Below are 18,622 nucleotides of genomic sequence, written 5' to 3' on the forward strand. Positions count from 1 at the left end.
GGGTAAAAAAGGTGATGTTCAATCAAGATTAAGGTAGCATTAGCGCACTTTTTTCAGGGTAGGCATTTTCATGGCTCAGCTGTACTTTTATTATTCTGCAATGAACGCAGGTAAATCTACCACGCTTTTACAATCGGCATTTAACTATCGCGAACGCGGCATGGAGCCTGTTATTTTAACGGCTGCATTGGATGATCGTGCCGGTGTTGGTAAGGTATCTTCTCGAATTGGTTTACAAGCTGATGCACATATTTTTGATGCTGACAAAGATGTTTTTGAACTGATCAAACAGCTTAATAGTGAACAAAAACGTCACTGTGTGCTGGTGGATGAATGTCAATTTTTATCACGTCAGCAAGTAATGCAACTGACCGATGTGGTGGATGAATTAGGCATTCCGGTGTTGTGCTATGGCTTGCGTAATGACTTTAGAGGCGAGTTATTTAGCGGCTCGCAGTACTTACTGGCGTGGGCTGATAAACTGGTTGAACTTAAAACGGTGTGTCATTGCGGTCGCAAAGCGAACCATGTATTGCGTACGGATGAGCAAGGCAAAGCGATTGCCGATGGTAATCAAGTGGAAATTGGCGGCAACGACCGTTATGTGTCGGTGTGCCGCAAACACTATAAAGCTGCGTTAAACATGCAGCGCCGAAGTTAACGCTGCTATAAATTGATCAATATCGGCTCGAGTGATCTGTAAGTGAGTTACTAAACGCAAAGTTTTGCTTGGGCTGAATACTATCCCTTGTCCTTTTAGTTGCTGTGCAATGGCATTAATATCAACATTATCAGCAACATTTGCATAGACCATATTGGTTGTATCGCGCGACAAGTCAACGTTAAAGCCTTCAATGGCACTGAGCTGCTGCGCTAAGTAACGCGCATTGCTGTGATCGTCGGCTAAACGACTAACATTGTGCTCAAGTGCATAGTGGCCAGCGGCTGCCAGCATACCAGCTTGGCGCATAGCGCCGCCAAGTACTTTACGCCAACGCCTTGCTTTATTGATCAGTTCAACAGAGCCAAGTAGTAATGAGCCTACTGGTGCGCCTAAGCCTTTTGATAAGCAAATAGACACGGAGTCAAAGTGTTTGGTTATCTCGGTAATATTTACCTTAAGCGCAACCGCAGCGTTATAAACGCGAGCACCATCCAAATGCAGTGCTAATTGATGGCTGTGAGTGAACTCACGCGCTTGGGCTAAATAACTTAATGGCAGCACTTTACCGCCAATGGTGTTTTCTAAACTGAGTAAGCGGGTATTAGCAAAGTGAAAGTCTTTGGGTTTGATAGCGGCGCGTATTTTGTCAAAGCAGAGGCTGCCATCATTTTCATTCTCGATAGGTTGCGGTTGGATTGATCCAAGCACTGCCGCGCCACCGCCTTCAAATTTATAATTGTGTGCATTTTGCCCACAAATATATTCATCACCACGTTCGCAATGAGCCATTAACGCTAATAAGTTTGCTTGGGTGCCGGAGCTACAAAACAATGCACTGGCAAAGCCATGACGCTGTGCTGCAACGCTTTCTAATTTATTAATACTGGGATCATCACCATATACATCATCACCTAAAGGGGCGTTGAACATAATTTCGCGCATTTTAGCGCAGGGCTTAGTGACAGTATCAGAACGAAAATCAATCATGATATCTCCGGTTGTGTAAATTGCTGGCTGATCTCTTGGCGAGTTTGTTGATCAAAATAACTCCACGCAATAAAGCGACTCACTTTTTGCCCTTGCGCCATTTCAATGATTTTAACTTCAGCCACAGGGTGTGTTTTTAATTGTGCTTGTAACGTGGCTAAGTTTTCTTTTTTGAAACTAAAGAGGTAAACCACATACACTGCTCAGCAAATAGGGCACTTTCATCGATCATGGTACAAATGAATTGCGCTTCGCCACCTTCACACCAAAGCTCATTATGTTGCCCGCCAAAATTTAAAGCCGATTTAGGGGCTTTGCCTAAGTTTTTCCATTTCCGCTCGCTACTTTGAGCTGCTTGTTGTTCACTGGCATGAAAAGGAGGGTTACACAATGTAATATGAAAAAGCTCTTTTGCATTTATTACCCCCTGAAAAATATGCTGCGACTGCTTTTGTAGCTTGACGGTAATTTTGCGATTATTAAATTGTACGATTTGTTTGGCTAATTTTACAGCGCTCGGATCTATATCTGAGCCTGTGACGCTCCAGTTATATTCATGGCTTGCTAGTAACGGGTAAATTATGTTCGCACCAGTACCTATATCCAACACTTTAACTTGTCTGCCTTGAGGTATAACGCCTTGATTATCGTTTGCTAGTAAATCGGCTAAGTAGTGAATGTAATCAACGCGTCCTGGAATCGGTGGGCAAAGGTTGTGTTCAGGTATATCCCAAAAATCAACGTTATAGTACGCTTGCAAAAGTGCTTGATTAAGCGTTTTTACTGCTTTGTTATCACTAAAATCAATACTTTTAGTACCATTGGGAGTAAGCACGATATATGGTTTTAAAGTGGGCACTTTAATACTTAGGTAGTCTAAATCATAGCCTTTGTTATGGCGATTTCGAGGGTGTAGTTTTGATTTTAATGGTGTTGATTTCATAACAAATAATTAGCTTAACAAACAAAAAAGTTATTTTACCAGAGAAACACATTGACGTGTGATCTTGTTTAAATTACTGGTAGGATGAGTTGCGGTTCATAACAATGACAACAAGGAACTGAAATGGCGATCGTACAAGAATCAGTATTTATTAAACTAACTGAGCTACAAACATTACATTTGCGCCGCATAGCAGATAACAGCAAAGCCGCTGGGCCAGCTGTGTTGTTTATGCATGGTGCTGTTGAAAACGGTAAAATATTTTATACGCATTCAAATAAGGGGTTAGCACCTTTTTTAGCTGAGCAAGGATATGTGTGTTATGTGGCTGATCTACGAGGTCGTGGTGACAGCAAACCGGCTATCTCAAAGCATGCTCACTATGGCCAAACCGAAGCTATTATTGAAGATATTCCCGCTTTTATTGCTAAAATTACCGAGCGTGAAGGTAGACCACCAGCGTATTGGGTAGCCCATTCCTGGGGTGGTGTATTAATGAACAGTGTGTTTGCGCGTTTCCCACAGTATATCAATGATGTAAAAGCATGTGCTTACTTTGGTACTAAACGCTCGCTTTATAATCATCATCCACAAAAATACCTTCAAGGAAATTTGATTTGGTATTTTTTAGCGCCAATACTGGCTAAAAAACATGGTTATTTACCCGCCAAAAGACTCAAGTGGGGCAGTGATGATGAAACTAAAAAGTCGCATTATCAAAGTATGCAATGGGCTAAACGTAAACCATGGTTAGATAGCGACGACGGGTTTGATTACGCGCAAGCTGTGGCTGGCTTAAGTTTGCCACCGACCTTACACATAGGGGGTGAAAGACAAAGCGCTTGCACAACAAATTGATATTGAAAAATTTATTGCCGAGTCAGGTACTGGTATTCAACACCTGCAAATGTACGGGAAAAAACACGGCCATCAATATGATTACGATCATATTAATATGTTAACGCACGCTAGTGCTAAAGCAGATCAATTTAAGGATCTAGTGACGTGGTTTGAGCGTCATTCAGCAACGCCCTGAGTGGCGTTTCAAAACGTTTCCAGTGTTCTATTGCACGGTTATGTAGCGGTTTTCGTACAGCTGCTTTGCTAAGCGTGGTAACTGGTTTTTTTGATTTATAAAAGTCTAAACATTGTGCTTCAAATGCGGTACCTAAAAATGTAAATACGCTTTTTAACGTATCGCGCGGCTCGCTGATCAGTTGCTCATAATGAACATCTAAGATAGCCGAAGGTATTGCTTGTTGCCAATGCGTCATCAAACCTTGGTATAAATCATAGTAACGTTTAAATTCAGGTAATGAGCAAAAATAAGGTTCATTTTCTGCAAAGTAATTACTATAAACGGACCAAGCTGTGGCATTAAAATCGCGCTGCAAGTTAATAAACTTAGCATTTGGAAACAATAAATAGATAAGCCCTAACGATTGATAATTAGCGGGCAATTTGTTGATCATGAACGCGCGAATAGGTTTTGCTTGTTTTAACCGTGCGGTATAAAGAGCCCGCGCTTGCTCAATCAGTTGCGGTGTTAGTGCGCTGATACATTCAGGGTAGGACAACTTGGTTTGTTGTTCTATGAATGCAACAACTTGCGAGCTAATACAGCGATCTTCCCCTAGGCTTGCAAATTCACTATGTGAAGCTAACATTTGTTCTAATAATGTTGAGCCACTGCGTGGCATGCCAATAATAAAAACGGGCGTAACAGTACCAGTAAATCCAGGCTTGATAGTGGCAAATAAACGTTTTGGGTTATAACGTATAATACTTTGATAAAACGGCGTTAATTGTTCAGTGTTGAAGCTACTCAATTGCAGCTGCAATTTATTGGCTAGTTTATAATAATTTACAGCTTGTTCTATATCATTGAGTTGATCATAACTTTTTGCCAAGGCGTAATAACAAACCATTTTTAAACGTAAGTTATTGGTTTGTGTGAGTAAATGATGCAAGTTACTGATGTAGTTATGCTGTTGATCAAAGCGGCCAAGTTGTACCAGTTCAAATAAAATATAAGCAGTGACCGGATATAAACCAATACTTAGTGCTTGTGCAAAGGTGGTATGTGCTTTATCTAATTCGCCATGGGTTAAATAATGTTGTGCGAGATAATAGTGTGGCTCTGGGTTATGACTAGCAATGCTTTTTGCATACTCCAGTACGGTTAATGCATCATTTGGCGAATTAACGCCATTAAATGCATCCGCTAACGCGTGCAGTGGCTCCAACATATTAGGTAGACGTTCACAGCTTCTTTGTAATAAATAAACTGCAGCATCAAAGCGCTCTAAGCGCAGGGCAATACGGCCCAAACCAAATAGCGCTTCGCCATTTTGGGGATCACTTTCAAGCAAGGTTTTATAGTGAAACTCCGCTTCTTGGAGTTTGTTTTCGGCAAGTAGTTGGTTAGCTTTTTTAGCAACATACATCACTTTTTTTATTTTTTAATTACTATATTTATTATTTGGGTATAGCACGAAAAAGGCGAAATGTCTTGAGCATTTCGCCTTTCTTTTCAACGCTTAATTATGATTAAAACGTATAAGTTGCTTTGGCATAATAGAAGCCGCCGTTTATACCATATGGCGAAGTTTCATAGTATTTACCACCCCAGTTATTATTAGGTGCCACGGTAAAATCAAGTTTCTCTGCTTCTTGGTCGAGCAGGTTTTGTGCGCCGACTGAGAAACTAATCGAATCATTCAAAAAGTAAGTTACTTCAGCGTCGAGCGTAATTGCCGCATCTGCCATTTTTGCTGTATCGTCATAATCTACATGCACACCTTGGTATTCACCAAAATAATTTGCACGAGTAAACATTGAGAAACTTTCCCATTGTTGTGACCAACTAAGCGTACCACGGTGATTTGGTAAGTCATTTTCTAAACGGCTTACTTTAAACACCCCAGTAATATTAGTTGAGCGAGTAACCTCAGTTTCATTCCAGTTGTAAGCTAAACTAAATGTTGAGCTACCACCGAGTAAATCTGTGGCATAGTTTGCTACAAAGTCTATACCTTGAGTTGTGGTATCAAAGTCATTAGTAAAGAAGCTTACTTGCGCTAAGCTTTGCACGTTTGGCACACCAGCGGCTTCAAGCGTATCTTTATCAGCTTGACTCAGCTCGATTTTATCAGATTGACTAATACGGTCATCAACTTGGATATTGTAATAATCAATGGTTAGAAATACTTCACCGATGGTGTATACCGCGCCAAAGGTATAACTTTGCGACTCTTCAGGCTCAAGCTCTGTACCGCCTAACTGTACCGCAATTGGATTGGTCGGTGGTAGTAAAGCAGAGTCGACCAATACGCCACTGCTTAGGTTTGTTTGCACGTTACTGACATTGGCTTGGCCAACTGTAGGCGCGCGAAAGCCTGAACTGATTGAACCACGAACATTTAAATCATCGGTTAAGTGATATTGAGCCATCAATTTATAGTTAACAGTAGAGCCAAACGTATCATAGTCTTCATAGCGTAGGGCTAAACCCATTAAGAACTCTTCAGTAAATGGGGCTTCAATATCAAGATAAGCCGCGTAGTTGCGACGAGTATATTCACCAGCGTCAGATGGTTTAAAGCCAGGGAAACCATTTGAACCGATACCAAAACCTTGATCCGTTAGTGGGCCTGCTGTAAATGATGCTACATCGCCAGAGGTAACTGTAAATGTTTCCTCGTGCCATTCAAGGCCACCGGCTATGTTCACATCGTATGCTAGATCAAAATCAAAGCCTTTTGATAAATCAAAATTAAAGTTTTTCTCTAATTGTGAGTATTTACCTGGGCTAAAATCACGCGGGCTATCAGGGCCTAATGACGCATTAATAGTGTCGTAAATAAAGTAACGAGATTCATTAAAGCCGACCGTACCACTTAAGTCGTAGTACGCACCTTCTAACATACCACCAGTGAACTCGCCTTTAGTACCTATTGTAAGCGAGGTATCTGTAATGTTGCCACCAAAGTTAGGCGTAAAACCGCCAGGTAACATTTCATTGAAGGCAAAACAGTCTGGATTATTAGCTACTTGGTTGATGTAAACTGGGTTATCTAATACGTTGTCATCAATCATGATGTTAGTAGGGCAGTTACCACTCATATCGCCAGTTAAATCGCCAACTAACAATGTTTCACCACCATCGTTTGAATAGACCCCAGGGCGAGTGTGAGGATTACGATAGTAAAAACCACCGCGTACATCACGCTCTGAATAGTTACCAAACATGTAAAATTCGGAGTTTTTAGTCAGCTCAAGGCCGACATTACCAAAAATAGAGATATCGTCATCAACTTCTGGTGCGCCCCATATTTGTGTAATCGGGGCAATGTCAGGAACACCAGCCTCAATTAAGTTTGCTGCATCAAAACGTTGCACTGAACGACTAGTTGCGTCAGCCGTTTTGTATTGGAAACTTAAATTTGCGAAGCCATTGTCGGTAAATGGTAGACCAATGTTACCGGAAATCTGTGTTGTATCACCGTCGCCTTCATAGTACTGACCTTGGCGTACTTCGAAACTGCCGCCTTCCGAGGCATCTTTTAGTACAAAGTTGATAACCCCAGCAATCGCATCTGAGCCGTACTGAGCGGCTGCGCCATCTCTTAGTACTTCAACTTGTTTTAGAGCGATACTTGGAATAACTGAAATGTCCGCACCTTGTGCGCCATCGTTTATGCCGCCACCTAAAAAGGCAATAACAGAGGCACGATGACGACGTTTACCATTGAGTAATATCAATGTACTGTCAGAAGGTAAGCCACGTAAGTTAGCTGGACGAACCAAAGATGCTGCGTCACTAATAGGCATTGAATGCACGTTTAATGATGGAATTGAGCCTTTTAATAGCTCGAGCATATCCGTATTACCTGATTTACCAAGTTCTTCACCACCGATGATATCGATAGGTACCGGTGAATCACCAATAGAACGCGGTGCAGAGCGAGTACCCACTACGGCTATTTTTTCTACATTTTTATTTACTTTAGTTACTTCAGCTTGTTCATCTGCAGCTAAGGCAGTCCCCGAAATAAATAAGCCTGCGGTGGTTGTCGTTAATGCAAGTTTAACTGCATGATTTAATATGTTATTTCTAAATTTCATTCTAATTTCCCCAGTTAGAATTATTGTAATTTCGTAACTATATGATTTTTAAAAAGCCAAATAGTCTATTAAAGTTATACAACTTGTTAAATAATTGTGCAAGGTGTTAAATGATTTGGTTTTTTTTGGTTTTTCTATAGAGGAAATTAGAGGTTTACATACCTATATGAAAAGTAATGATATTTTGAAAAGGGAAATTAGAAATAAAGTAATAAGTGGGATTTTTTTATAAGTAAATGAAATAATAATTTTGTAAATAAATCTTTAGACTAAGTAAAATTCAATAAAGTTCAATAATTATTAATGATCAGTTTGTTCAGGATTTTGTTGTCGCCAAACTTTTAACGCTTCTCGGTATTCATCCCAAACACATGGGCAACAACTGCCACCACCGCAGCACTGATCAGCAGTCGGTCTGGTTGGTTTTGTGTCGTCAACTCGGTATGGTATATCGGCTGTGTTTTGCGGCATTTTATTCATTATTTACAGATTTAATAGCATGGGCTGTTTATTGGCCCGTGATTATACTTAATCATGGCTTTTTTGCTAGTTGAGAAATGATGTTGATCTGTTAATCGGTGATTGTATTAAATTATGCTTTGTGAAGCGTTAAGGCTATGTGAGAATAGCGTTATGCGACTATATAAAGTTATTCATCGTGCCCCAATTCGAGTGGCAAAAATTAGTACAAAACGCCAACAGTTGCGTTTTAAGCGCGCTATGGTAGCACTTAAAATTGCACTGGCGCAGGAAAAGCAAGAAACCAAAGAAATGCTCACAATTTATCGTCGCTACACCCAAGGAGATGTGAGTAAAGAGGATCTGCAAAAAGCGAATGCCCAGTTTGTTGATATTCTCAAAGGATTGGGTTTAGGTGTTTTTGCTGTTTTACCTTTTGCACCTGTGACTATTCCACTGGTTGTTAAGTTGGGTCAATGGGTTGGAGTTGATGTACTGCCAAGTTCATTTAATATAAATAAATCACTTAAAGATATTGACCAGCAGATCGCTGATGAAGAGCAGCAACACCACCACGCTGAAAAAACGGCAAAATCAGACGTAAAACCACCTGTAAAAAAATAATGCCATGCAGTTTAAAGGATAGTCTTTGTGATATACCTTTTATGCTGAGTTATTGATATGCTTGATCATCATATAATTTTAAACGAGTCATTTAATGAGTACATTAATTCGTCATAGTTCTACGGGTATTCCTTTATCTTTTATTGTTAAAAATGACTTAGCTACATGGCAAGCACAGCAGCCAATTTTTTTACAAAACTGGCTAAATAGCTGTGATTTTGCAAAACAAGGTTTAGCCTTGGTGGTCAATCCACAAAGTGGAGCGCTAAGTCAGGTGTATTGTTTAGTTAATAGCGTTGATGACTTTTGGCTCGCGGGTGAATTAGCCAGCAAACTGCCAGCAGGAATTTACCAAGTTCAAGAGTGTGAACAACAATTAGAACAGATTGCTCTGGGTTTTATACTTGGTGGTTATGAATTTAGCGAATATAAAGCCAAAGGTGCTGTAAAAGCACAATTAGCAATTGCCGATGAAGCATTGTTTGCGCGTATTACACGCCAAGCAAATGCGATTAACTTAGTTAGAGATCTAGTTAATACTCCCGCCGTAGACATGATGCCACAGCATTTATCACAAGTGATGGCTGATTTAGCACACACTTACAATGGTCAATTCAATGAATGGATAGGGGATGAATTATTAGAACAAAACTATCCAACTATCCACATGGTAGGCCGCGCCAGTGAAAATAAACCGCGTTTACTTGATTTACACTGGGGCGCTGCAGATGCTCCTTTGATCACCTTAGTCGGCAAAGGTGTTTGTTTTGATTCTGGTGGTTTAGATCTTAAACCAAGCTCAGGTATGCGCAATATGAAAAAAGACATGGGCGGCGCAGCTCATGTAATTGGTTTAGCGCAGTTAATTATGTCGGCAAATTTACCAATTCGTTTACGCGTGTTGGTACCCGCTGTTGAGAATGCGGTATCGCGCAATGCATTTCGCCCTGGCGATGTAATTAAAACACGTAAAGGCATTATGGTCGAAATCGATAACACCGACGCAGAGGGGCGTTTAGTGTTATGTGATGCACTCAAGGAAGCACAAAATGACAACCCTGAGTTGATCATTGATTTTGCAACCTTAACCGGTGCTTGTCGTATTGCGTTAGGCACTGAGTTACCAGGGTTTTTCTCAACTGAGCGTGATGTTGCCAATGGCATTATTGACGCCGGTATTGCAGTAAGCGACCCCGTTTGGCAATTACCGCTTTTTGAACAATATAAAAGTTTATTAAAAAGTGATGTTGCTGATATGGCTAACTGTGCAAGTACCCCATTCGGCGGCGCAATTACTGCTGCACTTTATTTAAAAGAATTTGTAGAGCCAACCACACCATGGGTACATTTTGATGTAATGGCATGGAATATCCGCTCATTACCAGGTCGTCCAGTCGGTGGTGAAGCACTCGGTATTCGTGCCGTATTTAACTACTTACAAAGTCGTTTTAAATAAATTTATTGAGCTTTGTGAGGTTATGCCTCATAAAGCTCAAGCGGTAACCCATCAGGATCTGCAAAAAAGGTAAATTGTTTACCTGTGTATTCATCAGTTCGAATCTCTTCTACTGCCACACCTTGGCTTTGCAAATACACTTTACTTTGCTCAATATTGGCCACTTTAAATGCTAAATGTCGTAAACCTTGTGCTTCTGGGTAACTAGGTCGCTTTGGTGCATTATCAAATGAAAATAGCTCTATTTGGCTACCATCAGGCAAGGCTAAATCTAATTTGTATGAGTGGCGATGTTGGCGAAAATGCTCTGCAATTATGGGCAGCTGTAAGATCTGATGATAAAAATGTTTTGAGCGGGTGTAATCGCTGCATATAATTGCAGCGTGGTGAATTCCTAGCAATTGCATCATTTTTAGCTATCTGTGGTAAATGGCGCAGTATAGCTGCGCCATATTGAGTATGTTATTGATCACTACCTTTGCAAGCTGCTACTGCGGGGGCCACTAACTCTAAACCGGTTTTATCACACGGTGGTAGTGCTGCATCGCTAACGCTGATTGGCGTGACGCGTTCGCCCCATTTTATGTAACTAGCAGCCCAAGTTAATCCGGCACCAAATGCTGCAGACATGATATTAGCATGTGGTTTAATTAATCCTTGCTCAACAGCTTCGCATAATGCGATTGCAATAGTTGCTGCCGATGTATTGCCGTATTCGCCAATGTTAACCATTACTTTTTCATCTGGCACTTTTAAGCGATGTTGAATGGCTTGAATGATACGTAAATTTGCTTGGTGTGGCACAAGTACATCGATATCATCAAGGCTCAAATTTGCTTGTGTGAGCACATCGTCACAGGCTTCACTCATGCCCTTTACTGCGCGCTTAAAGATTTCGCGACCTTCAAATAATAAATCAGATGGCCCAATAGGCACATATTTATTTAAGTCACTACCAAAGTTAGTGATATGCAAGATATCACGGTCTTCGCTATCACAGCCTGTTTTTGTCGCGAGTAAACCCGCTGGCGTGTCTGCTGCTTCAAGTACTACGGCACCGGCGCCATCACCAAATAACACCGCACTGTCACGGCGATCCCAGTTTACATACCAGGTCATACGTTCAGCAGCAATTACTACAGCTTTTTTGATCATACCGGCTTGAATTTGTGCAGTCGCTGCTTGTATTGCATATAAAAAACCAGAGCAAGCTGCATTGGTGTCCATAGCGGCAGCGCCAACTGCACCAATGTTTTTTTGTACTAACGAAGCTGTGTTTGCCACCATAGTAGAGGGCGTACATGTTGCTAATAACACTAAGTCAATGTCTTTAGCATCAATGCCAGCACAGGCTATTGCATGTTTAGCTGCTACAGTGGCAAGCTCTGCAGTACTAACGTGGCTTACTCTACGGGCTTTTATACCAGTGCGGGATGTAATCCATTCATCATTGGTATCAACTAATTGGCTAATTTCATCGTTGCTAATACGCGCTGGTGGGATACATTTACCCCAACCCGTTATGTGTGCGTAGGTCATAGTGTGCTCTCTTTAAGTGGTCAGACATGTGTCATCTATGTTTGATTTATACCAAAAATCCAGTTCTAAGACTAGTTTATAACTTAGCTTACGTCGTAAATAGTGGTAATTAAACGTAATTTAGGCTAATGGTAGTAGAAAAATGAGGTAAACATGAAACAAAAATTAATTACTATCTTGGCTGCATTGGGTACGACGGTATATTCTGCGGCGAGTTTTGCAACACAAACTCAGGTTATTTACGCAGGATCAATGTTAGCAGGTGCTGAACAAATACTAGAAAAGCAACGCACTATTGTTATAGAAGACGCTATCATCACGCGCATCGAAAAAGGCTATGTGAGTGTTATTGATCTAGCATTGCCCGATGCAAAGATCATTGATTTAAAAAATCAATTTGTTATGCCTGGATTAATTGATATGCACGTACATGTTACATTTGAGCGTGACGCAAACGCAAACCCTCATCAATGGCTTACAGAGTATGAAGCGGACAATGCTCTGCGCTCAATTAAATATTTACAGCGTAGTCTTGATGCCGGTTTTACCTCGGTACGTGATTTAGGTAGCAGTTATAAAGTGATCTTTCCACTACAGCGTGCCGTTGAGCGTGGAGATATTCAAGGGCCACGTATTTTTGCTGCAGGAGATACAATTACCCCAACGGGCGGGCATGCTGATCTGCACGGTTACCGTAAAGATATTAGTGATGTGATAAGTGGAGGGTTAGGGGTGTGTGATGGTGCTGATGATTGTCGCCGCGCGGTTCGTGAAGTAATTAAATCAGGTGCTGATGTAATTAAAATTACTGCAACGGGTGGGGTGTTAAGTAATACCGCAGCGGGTGTCAATCAGCAGTTCACAGATCAAGAGTTGATGGCGATTGTTGATACTGCACATAACTTAGGGCGCAGCGTAACAGCGCATGCTCATGGTACATCAGGGATCAAAGCGGCATTACATGCAGGTGTTGATTCAATTGAACATGGCTCTTACCTAGACAAAGAGACTGTAAAGTTATTTAAGCAACATAACGCTTATTTAGTGCCCACGTTATTAGCAGGCCAAACGGTCAGTCAAGAAGTACTCAGTAACCCAAATATGCCAACAGCTATTGCTGATAAAGTACGCACCGTTGTACCAAATGTTGCAGCTTCATTTAAACTGGCATTAAAAAACAATGTTAATATTGCTTTTGGTACAGATTCTGGCGTATCACGCCATGGTAATAATGCTGATGAGTTTTTATGGTTAGTTAAATATGGCATGACTGAAAAACAGGCTATTATGTCAGCAACAGTTAATGCCGCTAAGTTACTCGGCCAACAAGACCGACTAGGGCAGTTGAGTGTTGGTAAACAAGCAGATATCATCAGCGTTAATGGCTCTCCTCTTGATGATATAACGACATTGCAAAATGTACAATTTGTGATGAAAGCAGGGCAAATATATAAACACCAATTGTAGGATACAGTATGGGCAGCAAAATCAAGGCATCATTGTTTAATCATTTGATTGACGCTGAGCGCCAGTTATTAGATCCTGAGGTCCGTCAATCTGAGCAGGCATTGGATGCTTTGCTCGATGATGATTTTATTGAAATTGCCGCTAATGGTACTGTATTTAATAAATATCAAGTATTAACGCGGTTACCTACCGAAGTCGTGCCGCAGTTTTACAATCAGCATTTTAAAGGCCGAATGCTTAGTGATGATATTGCCCAACTAAGTTATCAAGCGGCATATCGGCGCTCTGCGCGCGCTGAGTTTAACTATTCGTTACGGATGTCGCTGTGGCGATTAACCGAAGGCCAGTGGAAAATGGTGTTTCATCAAGGAACGCCCTGTGCTGTGTTTAGTATCTCTATGGATGATGATTAGGTTAACCTTCTTTAATTAGGCATTTTTTATTAGGTATTTTTTTGTTAGGTAATTATGTATGGCGTTTTTAATGCGCACTGATCCTGCGATTAGCCGTTTACTGATGTTACGCAGTGGTGCAATTGCAATTCAACTATTGGCCGTTGTAGCAGTCTATTTTTTACTTGAGCACCAAATCCCTTTATTGCCTCTACTGGTAGTGATCTCCTTGAAGCCGTATTCCAAATTTTAAGCGTGATTGCTTATCGTAATGTCAGTAAAGCGAAAGAACTTGGGATGTTAATGCAGCTTACGGCCGATGTGCTTTTTTTATCGGTATTGCTGTCTTTGAGTGGTGGTGCGACCAATGCATTTGTGTCGTTACTGTTGTTACCAATAATGATTGCTGCGGTGAGTGTCAGTGCTCGCGGCTTAGCTTATATTGCTGTATTAGCGATCACCGCCTATAGCGTGCTGCTATTTAAAATGCCTCAGCACAGCATGCATCATATGCAAATGACCAGTCACTTTGTGGGTATGTGGGTTAACTTTGTGATCAGTGCTAGCGTTATAGCATTCGTTATCGGCACTATGAACCGTGCACTGCATTCGCGAGAGCGCACAATTGCAACTGTGCGAGAAAAACAATTACGAGCAGAGCAGTTAGTCACGCTTGATGGTGCTGCGGCACAAATTACTCATCAATTAGCCAGCCCAATCGCCAATTTACAATTATTGTATGAAGAGCTTCTTGAAGAGCAGCCCGATAATGAGATTGTGAAAGACATGCAGCAGCCCTTGTTGCAATGCGCACAGCAGTTAAAACAGTTTCGTACCCTGTCATCTGAACTACGCACACAAACGGTTGCAGCGACTGTATCGTTAAACGCATTAGCTCAACAAATTAGCGATACAATGCTATTACAGTATCCCGATCAACAGCTTAATTGGCTAAATGCAGCGCCTGCTAGCTCGGTTACTAATGATGCTATGTTACTGCCAGCGATATTAAACTTGTTGCAAAATGCTGCTTTTGCCAATCAACAGGCACAGCAACAAACACTGGAATTGAACTGGCAACAGACTCCAGATAACCCTAAAACAGTGAGTTTAGTTATACGTGATTTTGGTAAAGGATTTAGCGCAGCACAATTGGCAGAGTTAGGGGGTCAGTTAATGCCTAGTGAAACGGGGATGGGGCTAGCAGTTATGCTTTCAAATGTAACATTTGAGCGTTTACAAGGCTCTTTAACATTATTTAATCACCCACAAGGTGGCGCGGTTGCCAAAGTACAATTAACCATTGATGAGCCACAAGTCGAGCCTGTATGAAGCTATTAATTATTGAAGATGATATTAATCTTGCCAATACGTTAGCGCGGCGCTTAACCAAACACGGTTTTGCATGTCAGCTGGCACATGATAAAGCCGAGGCTATTGGCATAGCTAAAAACTTCGCACCGACACATATTCTGTTAGATATGAAATTAGCTGACGATAACGGTTTAGCTCTTATCGCACCACTGAGAGCCTTACTAACAGACGCACATATTGTATTATTAACAGGCTATGCCAGTATTGCCACAGCGGTAGAGGCTATGCGCCTAGGTGCAAATGATTATTTAACAAAACCCGTTGATATGCTCACGTTATTACGAGCCTTAACAGGCACATGCGAGCCAACTACTGAGTTAATTGCAGATGATATTGTAACTATGTCGCCAGAGCGTCTTGAGTGGGAACATATTCAGCAAGTGCTGCATACCAATCAAGGCAATATTTCAGCAACTGCTCGGCAACTTAATATGCATCGGCGGACTTTACAGCGTAAGCTACAAAAAAACCAGTTCAGCAGTAAATCCTAGCGCAATAGTGAGCGTTATTGCGGATCACGGTTTCCGGTTTAGTAATGCTCAGTAAGTTTATTGTTGCCTTTTAGGTAATAAGTTTTACCCGGTCAACTAAGTAATACAGTCGCCTGTAGTCACTTGAAATGAAGCTCAGGTTACTTTAGTGCATTTATATTTGGGCACCAGCCACGCATCATAGATAGTTTTGCAGTTTAGATAGTTGCTGCAATGGCGTTCATTAACTACAGTAAAAATATCATTGTATTTTTTGCAATCAGCATAAGTAGTCATTATGGATTTATCACAACTGGATTTTGTAGCCGTATTATTAGCTGCCATGTCTTCTTTTATGTTAGGAGGCGTTTGGTATTCACCTTGGTTGTTTCAACGAGCCTGGTTAGAAGGCTGTGGATTAACGGAGCTGGATTTAAAAGCAACAAATCCAAAATGGGTATTTGGTGGCGGTTTTGTTTTATCTTTATTTATCGCTTTTGGCTTATCACTGTTTTTAGGACCACATCCACATTTAGGGGTTGCGGTAGGCGTTGGCTTTGCGGTTGGACTATGTTGGGTAAGCAGTGCCTTAGGAATGAGCTATATTTATGAACAACGACCACTAAAGCTGTTTTTAATCAATAGCGGTTACCATATTTTACAGTTTACTTTAATGGGCTTAATCTTTGGACTTTGGCCATAAGCTGTTAATCTATTCGCGTGTTTGTAGTAAAAGTAACAAAATAATGGCAAAACCGAATAAAAAAGGCCCTACTAAAACGGTCGATATTTTTTGTAGTCAATGTAAAGCTCCCCTATTCAAATATCGTAAAGGCGGCAAAGGGGCATTGGTTAAATGTTTTATCGAACGGATCAGTCAAGATTTCACCACAATTCCTTGCGTATGCCCCAACTGCTCACGCCCTTTTGCTCGAGAAGCAATTATCCGAGGCGCACCCGCGTATAAAATGATCGGCGGCAAAGTTACGTTTAAGTAGTCATTTAATTTGAGCGTATATTCATATTTTATTGATTTAATCATTTTTTAGTCTGATTGTTCCTGTATCTGATTTAACTATAAATAAACCGTAACTCTTTAATTTAATACGACTTTAAATAGTAATTGCACAGTTTTTTTATGATATTGATGGTATCCGAGGTTGGTCTACTTCGGAAATTGAAACAATAGGAGCTGCATTTTTGAGAGGTTTTAAGAAGTACAGCGCAAAGGTACACGGAGCTGCGTATGCAATTGAGCATCGTCTAGATTCATTTTCTATAGATGCACTCGGAGCTTCTTACGAAGTTGGATATGGGGTAATGTATATGCAAGGAACAAAGAAAACATACTCTAGTTATGTCGCGTTTTGTAAATAGTTTTAGAATCAATAAGGAATAAAAATGATTAAAAAAGTAATTTTTATTTTTATTATATTTCAATTTTTATTGGTGATTAGTTTAAATCACCACTATGGGATAGCCATAGCGTTAACCACTTGTATTTTTTATATTTTTCGTTCTAAATCCAATTTCTTTTCTTTGAGCTTTCTTTTTGAAGATGTAAAAGAAAATGCATTTACTTTACTATGTGTGTTTTCAATAGTTGCATTGACAATTTGCCAAATCTCTTATAGTTCAAATGATTGGGGGTTTTTGACAATAATAGTACCATTGTCGTTATTGTTTTATTTCTTCCTTACACTTTTTAGTTATACTGCTGATTGTATATATAAAATATTCGGAAAGTTTTTTAGAGGGAAGTAAGTGCTCGTAAAGTAAAATAGGAAAGGCACAAATTTTTCGATAGTGCATCAAGGAAATATAATGTCAAAATATAGATTTTTAACTTTATTATTTTTAATAGTTAATTCACAGGTATGCTTTTCAAATGCGATTGAAAAACCACCTAAAGCTATTGAAGCCGTAGTATATACTATTTGCGATTTGGTATATTGCAATACGAGTGTTGTTTTAAGAAATAATACGGCATTTGAAATTAAAGTAATTTCAAATTATTTCGATGAAACTCATTTTACTGAGCATGCTTTTAGGTTTTATAGAGCAAAAGACGTGTATGCAACGAGTAACCCGTTTGACAACCCATTATCGTTTAAAAATGTAGAGTTTTCGCCACTTGAAGGAGATGTAATATTTAAACCTCTTGAAGTCAAAACTTACACTACGCTAATAAAAAGAGATAGATTGAATTTTGAAAAAGGCATTGAGTACGTTGTTTTTTCGGTAGTTATGGATGCGCAATATGTGATAGATAAAAAAAGTCAAGATTCATTTCATTGCTTAGTAAGTTAGGAATAGTTGATGATTTACTTACCTTGCCTGATGATTAAACTAACAGAAAAGTAAACAGAGTCACCCTTTAGTAACAAAGTGAATAGGGTCAGGTCTTTCTTTTTGTCTTTATGTAATTAGTGGCAAAAAACAAGATCTGACCCCGATAGTTATAAACCAGAGGAGAAATCATGGTGGTCGCGATAGGTCCGACGATTCTAGCTATTGCAAGTGTTGTTAGTACTAGTAATTTGCATGTTAGCTGTGGAGAAAGCGTTCTAAATAACCAGCATAAGCTAATGGTAATGAAGAAATTAAATGGCGCAAGGGGCAAATTCCATTTTAAATGTGGTGATACAATATTTGTAGAAGAGCCTTCGAATACTGATGGCATTTGCTACAAAAAACATTATGGCGTGGTTGGCGGATATAAAGTTGAGCCCTATGTTGCCACATTGGAAGTCGCTGTGACTAATCAAAGTTGTAACTTTGATGGAGCCATCCGTTTAGAGCCTACCGTTGCTATAGAAGATTATGGGGTTATCTGGAGGTTTATGGAAGAGTTGAGAAATAACAAAGAGAACGCCATTAAAAAAAGGGTGAATATGTTTGACTGGTTTTTTGACAGTCAATTAAATAAATTCACCAGTATTCCTGGCGCTGTTTCAATGAGTCCAGTAGTAACAGGCTTATTTGAAAAGAATGCATACTCTATAAAAGTTTATATAAATTCTCAATTGTGGAAAGCTAATATTCATTTGAAAGATAATAAAGTTGAAGTTACCTCCATATATTCAGTAGAGTAAAAAATAATGGGGTCAGGTCTCAGGG

16 protein-coding genes and 3 pseudogenes are annotated in these 18,622 nt (G+C 40.1%); 12 read left to right on the forward strand and 7 right to left on the reverse strand.

Translation table 11 applies throughout. The features are described from left to right. The first annotated feature begins 70 nt into the window (after positions 1–70). Positions 71–661: a thymidine kinase gene (locus tag P4S61_RS20675; RefSeq protein WP_145236208.1), complete on the forward strand. Its 591-nt coding sequence runs from the start codon at positions 71–73 to the stop codon at positions 659–661. Here P4S61_RS20675 and ltaE read toward each other — a convergent pair. Beyond that, positions 638–1,651: a low-specificity L-threonine aldolase gene (gene ltaE / locus P4S61_RS20680; RefSeq protein WP_337119120.1), complete on the reverse strand. Its 1,014-nt coding sequence runs from the start codon at positions 1,649–1,651 to the stop codon at positions 638–640. The two genes, P4S61_RS20675 and ltaE, sit on opposite strands and share 24 nt — an antisense overlap. After that, a pseudogene (rlmF, locus tag P4S61_RS20685) lies at positions 1,648–2,594 on the reverse strand (23S rRNA (adenine(1618)-N(6))-methyltransferase RlmF). The gene ltaE and the pseudogene rlmF overlap by 4 nt, the downstream one beginning before the upstream one ends. A 123-nt stretch (positions 2,595–2,717) precedes the next feature. Between rlmF and P4S61_RS20690 the strand changes: the two are divergent. Then, positions 2,718–3,630 (forward strand): annotated as a pseudogene (locus P4S61_RS20690) (alpha/beta fold hydrolase). Here the strand turns inward: P4S61_RS20690 and P4S61_RS20695 are convergent. From P4S61_RS20695 to P4S61_RS20705, 3 genes are all read right to left on the reverse strand, one after another. Further along, a complete protein-coding gene (locus P4S61_RS20695) occupies positions 3,584–5,041 on the reverse strand; it encodes a tetratricopeptide repeat-containing sulfotransferase family protein (RefSeq protein ID WP_337119121.1) in 1,458 nt (485 codons plus the stop codon). The pseudogene P4S61_RS20690 and the gene P4S61_RS20695 sit on opposite strands and share 47 nt — an antisense overlap. Positions 5,042–5,144: 103 nt before the next feature. Beyond that, positions 5,145–7,721, reverse strand: a complete 2,577-nt coding sequence (locus tag P4S61_RS20700; protein ID WP_145236193.1) for a TonB-dependent receptor plug domain-containing protein — start codon at positions 7,719–7,721, stop codon at positions 5,145–5,147. A gap of 300 nt (positions 7,722–8,021) precedes the next feature. Next, on the reverse strand, positions 8,022–8,192 hold the full coding sequence (locus P4S61_RS20705) for an oxidoreductase-like domain-containing protein (protein WP_145236189.1): 171 nt from the start codon (positions 8,190–8,192) through the stop codon (positions 8,022–8,024). A 162-nt stretch (positions 8,193–8,354) separates the two neighbouring features. Here P4S61_RS20705 and P4S61_RS20710 point away from each other — a divergent pair, with 162 nt between their 5' ends. Both P4S61_RS20710 and P4S61_RS20715 read left to right on the forward strand, forming a co-directional pair. Then, positions 8,355–8,804 carry a hypothetical protein gene (locus P4S61_RS20710; protein ID WP_145236186.1) on the forward strand — a complete coding sequence of 150 codons (450 nt, stop codon included), beginning with the start codon at positions 8,355–8,357 and terminating at the stop codon, positions 8,802–8,804. Positions 8,805–8,898: 94 nt separating this feature from the next. Continuing rightward, positions 8,899–10,260, forward strand: coding sequence for a leucyl aminopeptidase family protein (locus tag P4S61_RS20715; RefSeq protein ID WP_337119122.1), 1,362 nt, complete (start codon positions 8,899–8,901; stop codon positions 10,258–10,260). A gap of 20 nt (positions 10,261–10,280) precedes the next feature. Here the strand turns inward: P4S61_RS20715 and gloA2 are convergent, their stop codons facing one another. Beyond that, positions 10,281–10,667: an SMU1112c/YaeR family gloxylase I-like metalloprotein gene (gene gloA2, locus P4S61_RS20720; protein ID WP_145236314.1), complete on the reverse strand. Its 387-nt coding sequence runs from the start codon at positions 10,665–10,667 to the stop codon at positions 10,281–10,283. A gap of 55 nt (positions 10,668–10,722) precedes the next feature. Next, a complete protein-coding gene (locus P4S61_RS20725; RefSeq protein ID WP_145236180.1) occupies positions 10,723–11,799 on the reverse strand; it encodes a ketoacyl-ACP synthase III in 1,077 nt (358 codons plus the stop codon). A gap of 153 nt (positions 11,800–11,952) precedes the next feature. Here P4S61_RS20725 and P4S61_RS20730 point away from each other — a divergent pair, with 153 nt between their 5' ends. From P4S61_RS20730 to P4S61_RS20765, 8 genes and pseudogenes are all read left to right on the forward strand, one after another. Continuing rightward, positions 11,953–13,266, forward strand: coding sequence for a metal-dependent hydrolase family protein (locus tag P4S61_RS20730; RefSeq protein ID WP_337119123.1), 1,314 nt, complete (start codon positions 11,953–11,955; stop codon positions 13,264–13,266). Positions 13,267–13,274: 8 nt separating this feature from the next. Further along, a complete protein-coding gene (locus tag P4S61_RS20735) occupies positions 13,275–13,679 on the forward strand; it encodes a nuclear transport factor 2 family protein (protein ID WP_337119124.1) in 405 nt (134 codons plus the stop codon). A 70-nt stretch (positions 13,680–13,749) separates the two neighbouring features. After that, positions 13,750–14,990: pseudogene (locus P4S61_RS20740) on the forward strand (ATP-binding protein). Further along, a complete protein-coding gene (locus P4S61_RS20745) occupies positions 14,987–15,523 on the forward strand; it encodes a response regulator transcription factor (RefSeq protein ID WP_337119125.1) in 537 nt (178 codons plus the stop codon). Before P4S61_RS20740 ends, P4S61_RS20745 begins: the two are co-directional and overlap by 4 nt. 277 nt (positions 15,524–15,800) lie before the next feature. Continuing rightward, a complete protein-coding gene (locus P4S61_RS20750; protein WP_145236169.1) occupies positions 15,801–16,205 on the forward strand; it encodes a DUF1761 domain-containing protein in 405 nt (134 codons plus the stop codon). 43 nt (positions 16,206–16,248) lie between these two features. Then, positions 16,249–16,500, forward strand: a complete 252-nt coding sequence (locus P4S61_RS20755; protein WP_149980101.1) for a hypothetical protein — start codon at positions 16,249–16,251, stop codon at positions 16,498–16,500. 826 nt (positions 16,501–17,326) lie between these two features. Continuing rightward, entirely contained in the window at positions 17,327–17,812 is a 486-nt protein-coding gene (locus P4S61_RS20760; RefSeq protein WP_337119126.1) for a hypothetical protein, read from the forward strand. A 170-nt stretch (positions 17,813–17,982) separates the two neighbouring features. After that, the gene (locus P4S61_RS20765; protein WP_182717833.1) at positions 17,983–18,597 is read left to right on the forward strand and encodes a hypothetical protein; all 615 of its coding nucleotides are present in this window, start codon (positions 17,983–17,985) and stop codon (positions 18,595–18,597) included. The last annotated feature ends 25 nt before the right edge of the window (positions 18,598–18,622 follow it).

The sequence above is a fragment of the Pseudoalteromonas sp. B160 genome (assembly GCF_037162485.1).
GTDB classification, from domain to species: domain Bacteria; phylum Pseudomonadota; class Gammaproteobacteria; order Enterobacterales; family Alteromonadaceae; genus Pseudoalteromonas; species Pseudoalteromonas rhizosphaerae.

Bases quoted from the DNA above. Each gene is read 5' to 3' on its own strand.
- P4S61_RS20705 (WP_145236189.1), bottom strand. From the start codon at position 8,192: ATGCCGCAAAACACAGCCGATATACCATACCGAGTTGACGACACAAAA.
- P4S61_RS20695 (WP_337119121.1), bottom strand. From the start codon at position 5,041: ATGTATGTTGCTAAAAAAGCTAACCAACTACTTGCCGAAAACAAACTC.
- P4S61_RS20745 (WP_337119125.1), top strand. From the start codon at position 14,987: ATGAAGCTATTAATTATTGAAGATGATATTAATCTTGCCAATACGTTA.
- gloA2 (WP_145236314.1), bottom strand. From the start codon at position 10,667: ATGCAATTGCTAGGAATTCACCACGCTGCAATTATATGCAGCGATTAC.
- P4S61_RS20750 (WP_145236169.1), top strand. From the start codon at position 15,801: ATGGATTTATCACAACTGGATTTTGTAGCCGTATTATTAGCTGCCATG.
- P4S61_RS20730 (WP_337119123.1), top strand. From the start codon at position 11,953: ATGAAACAAAAATTAATTACTATCTTGGCTGCATTGGGTACGACGGTA.
- P4S61_RS20735 (WP_337119124.1), top strand. From the start codon at position 13,275: ATGGGCAGCAAAATCAAGGCATCATTGTTTAATCATTTGATTGACGCT.
- P4S61_RS20760 (WP_337119126.1), top strand. From the start codon at position 17,327: ATGTCAAAATATAGATTTTTAACTTTATTATTTTTAATAGTTAATTCA.
- P4S61_RS20725 (WP_145236180.1), bottom strand. From the start codon at position 11,799: ATGACCTACGCACACATAACGGGTTGGGGTAAATGTATCCCACCAGCG.
- P4S61_RS20765 (WP_182717833.1), top strand. From the start codon at position 17,983: ATGGTGGTCGCGATAGGTCCGACGATTCTAGCTATTGCAAGTGTTGTT.
- ltaE (WP_337119120.1), bottom strand. From the start codon at position 1,651: ATGATTGATTTTCGTTCTGATACTGTCACTAAGCCCTGCGCTAAAATG.
- P4S61_RS20700 (WP_145236193.1), bottom strand. From the start codon at position 7,721: ATGAAATTTAGAAATAACATATTAAATCATGCAGTTAAACTTGCATTA.
- P4S61_RS20715 (WP_337119122.1), top strand. From the start codon at position 8,899: ATGAGTACATTAATTCGTCATAGTTCTACGGGTATTCCTTTATCTTTT.
- P4S61_RS20710 (WP_145236186.1), top strand. From the start codon at position 8,355: ATGCGACTATATAAAGTTATTCATCGTGCCCCAATTCGAGTGGCAAAA.
- P4S61_RS20755 (WP_149980101.1), top strand. From the start codon at position 16,249: ATGGCAAAACCGAATAAAAAAGGCCCTACTAAAACGGTCGATATTTTT.
- P4S61_RS20675 (WP_145236208.1), top strand. From the start codon at position 71: ATGGCTCAGCTGTACTTTTATTATTCTGCAATGAACGCAGGTAAATCT.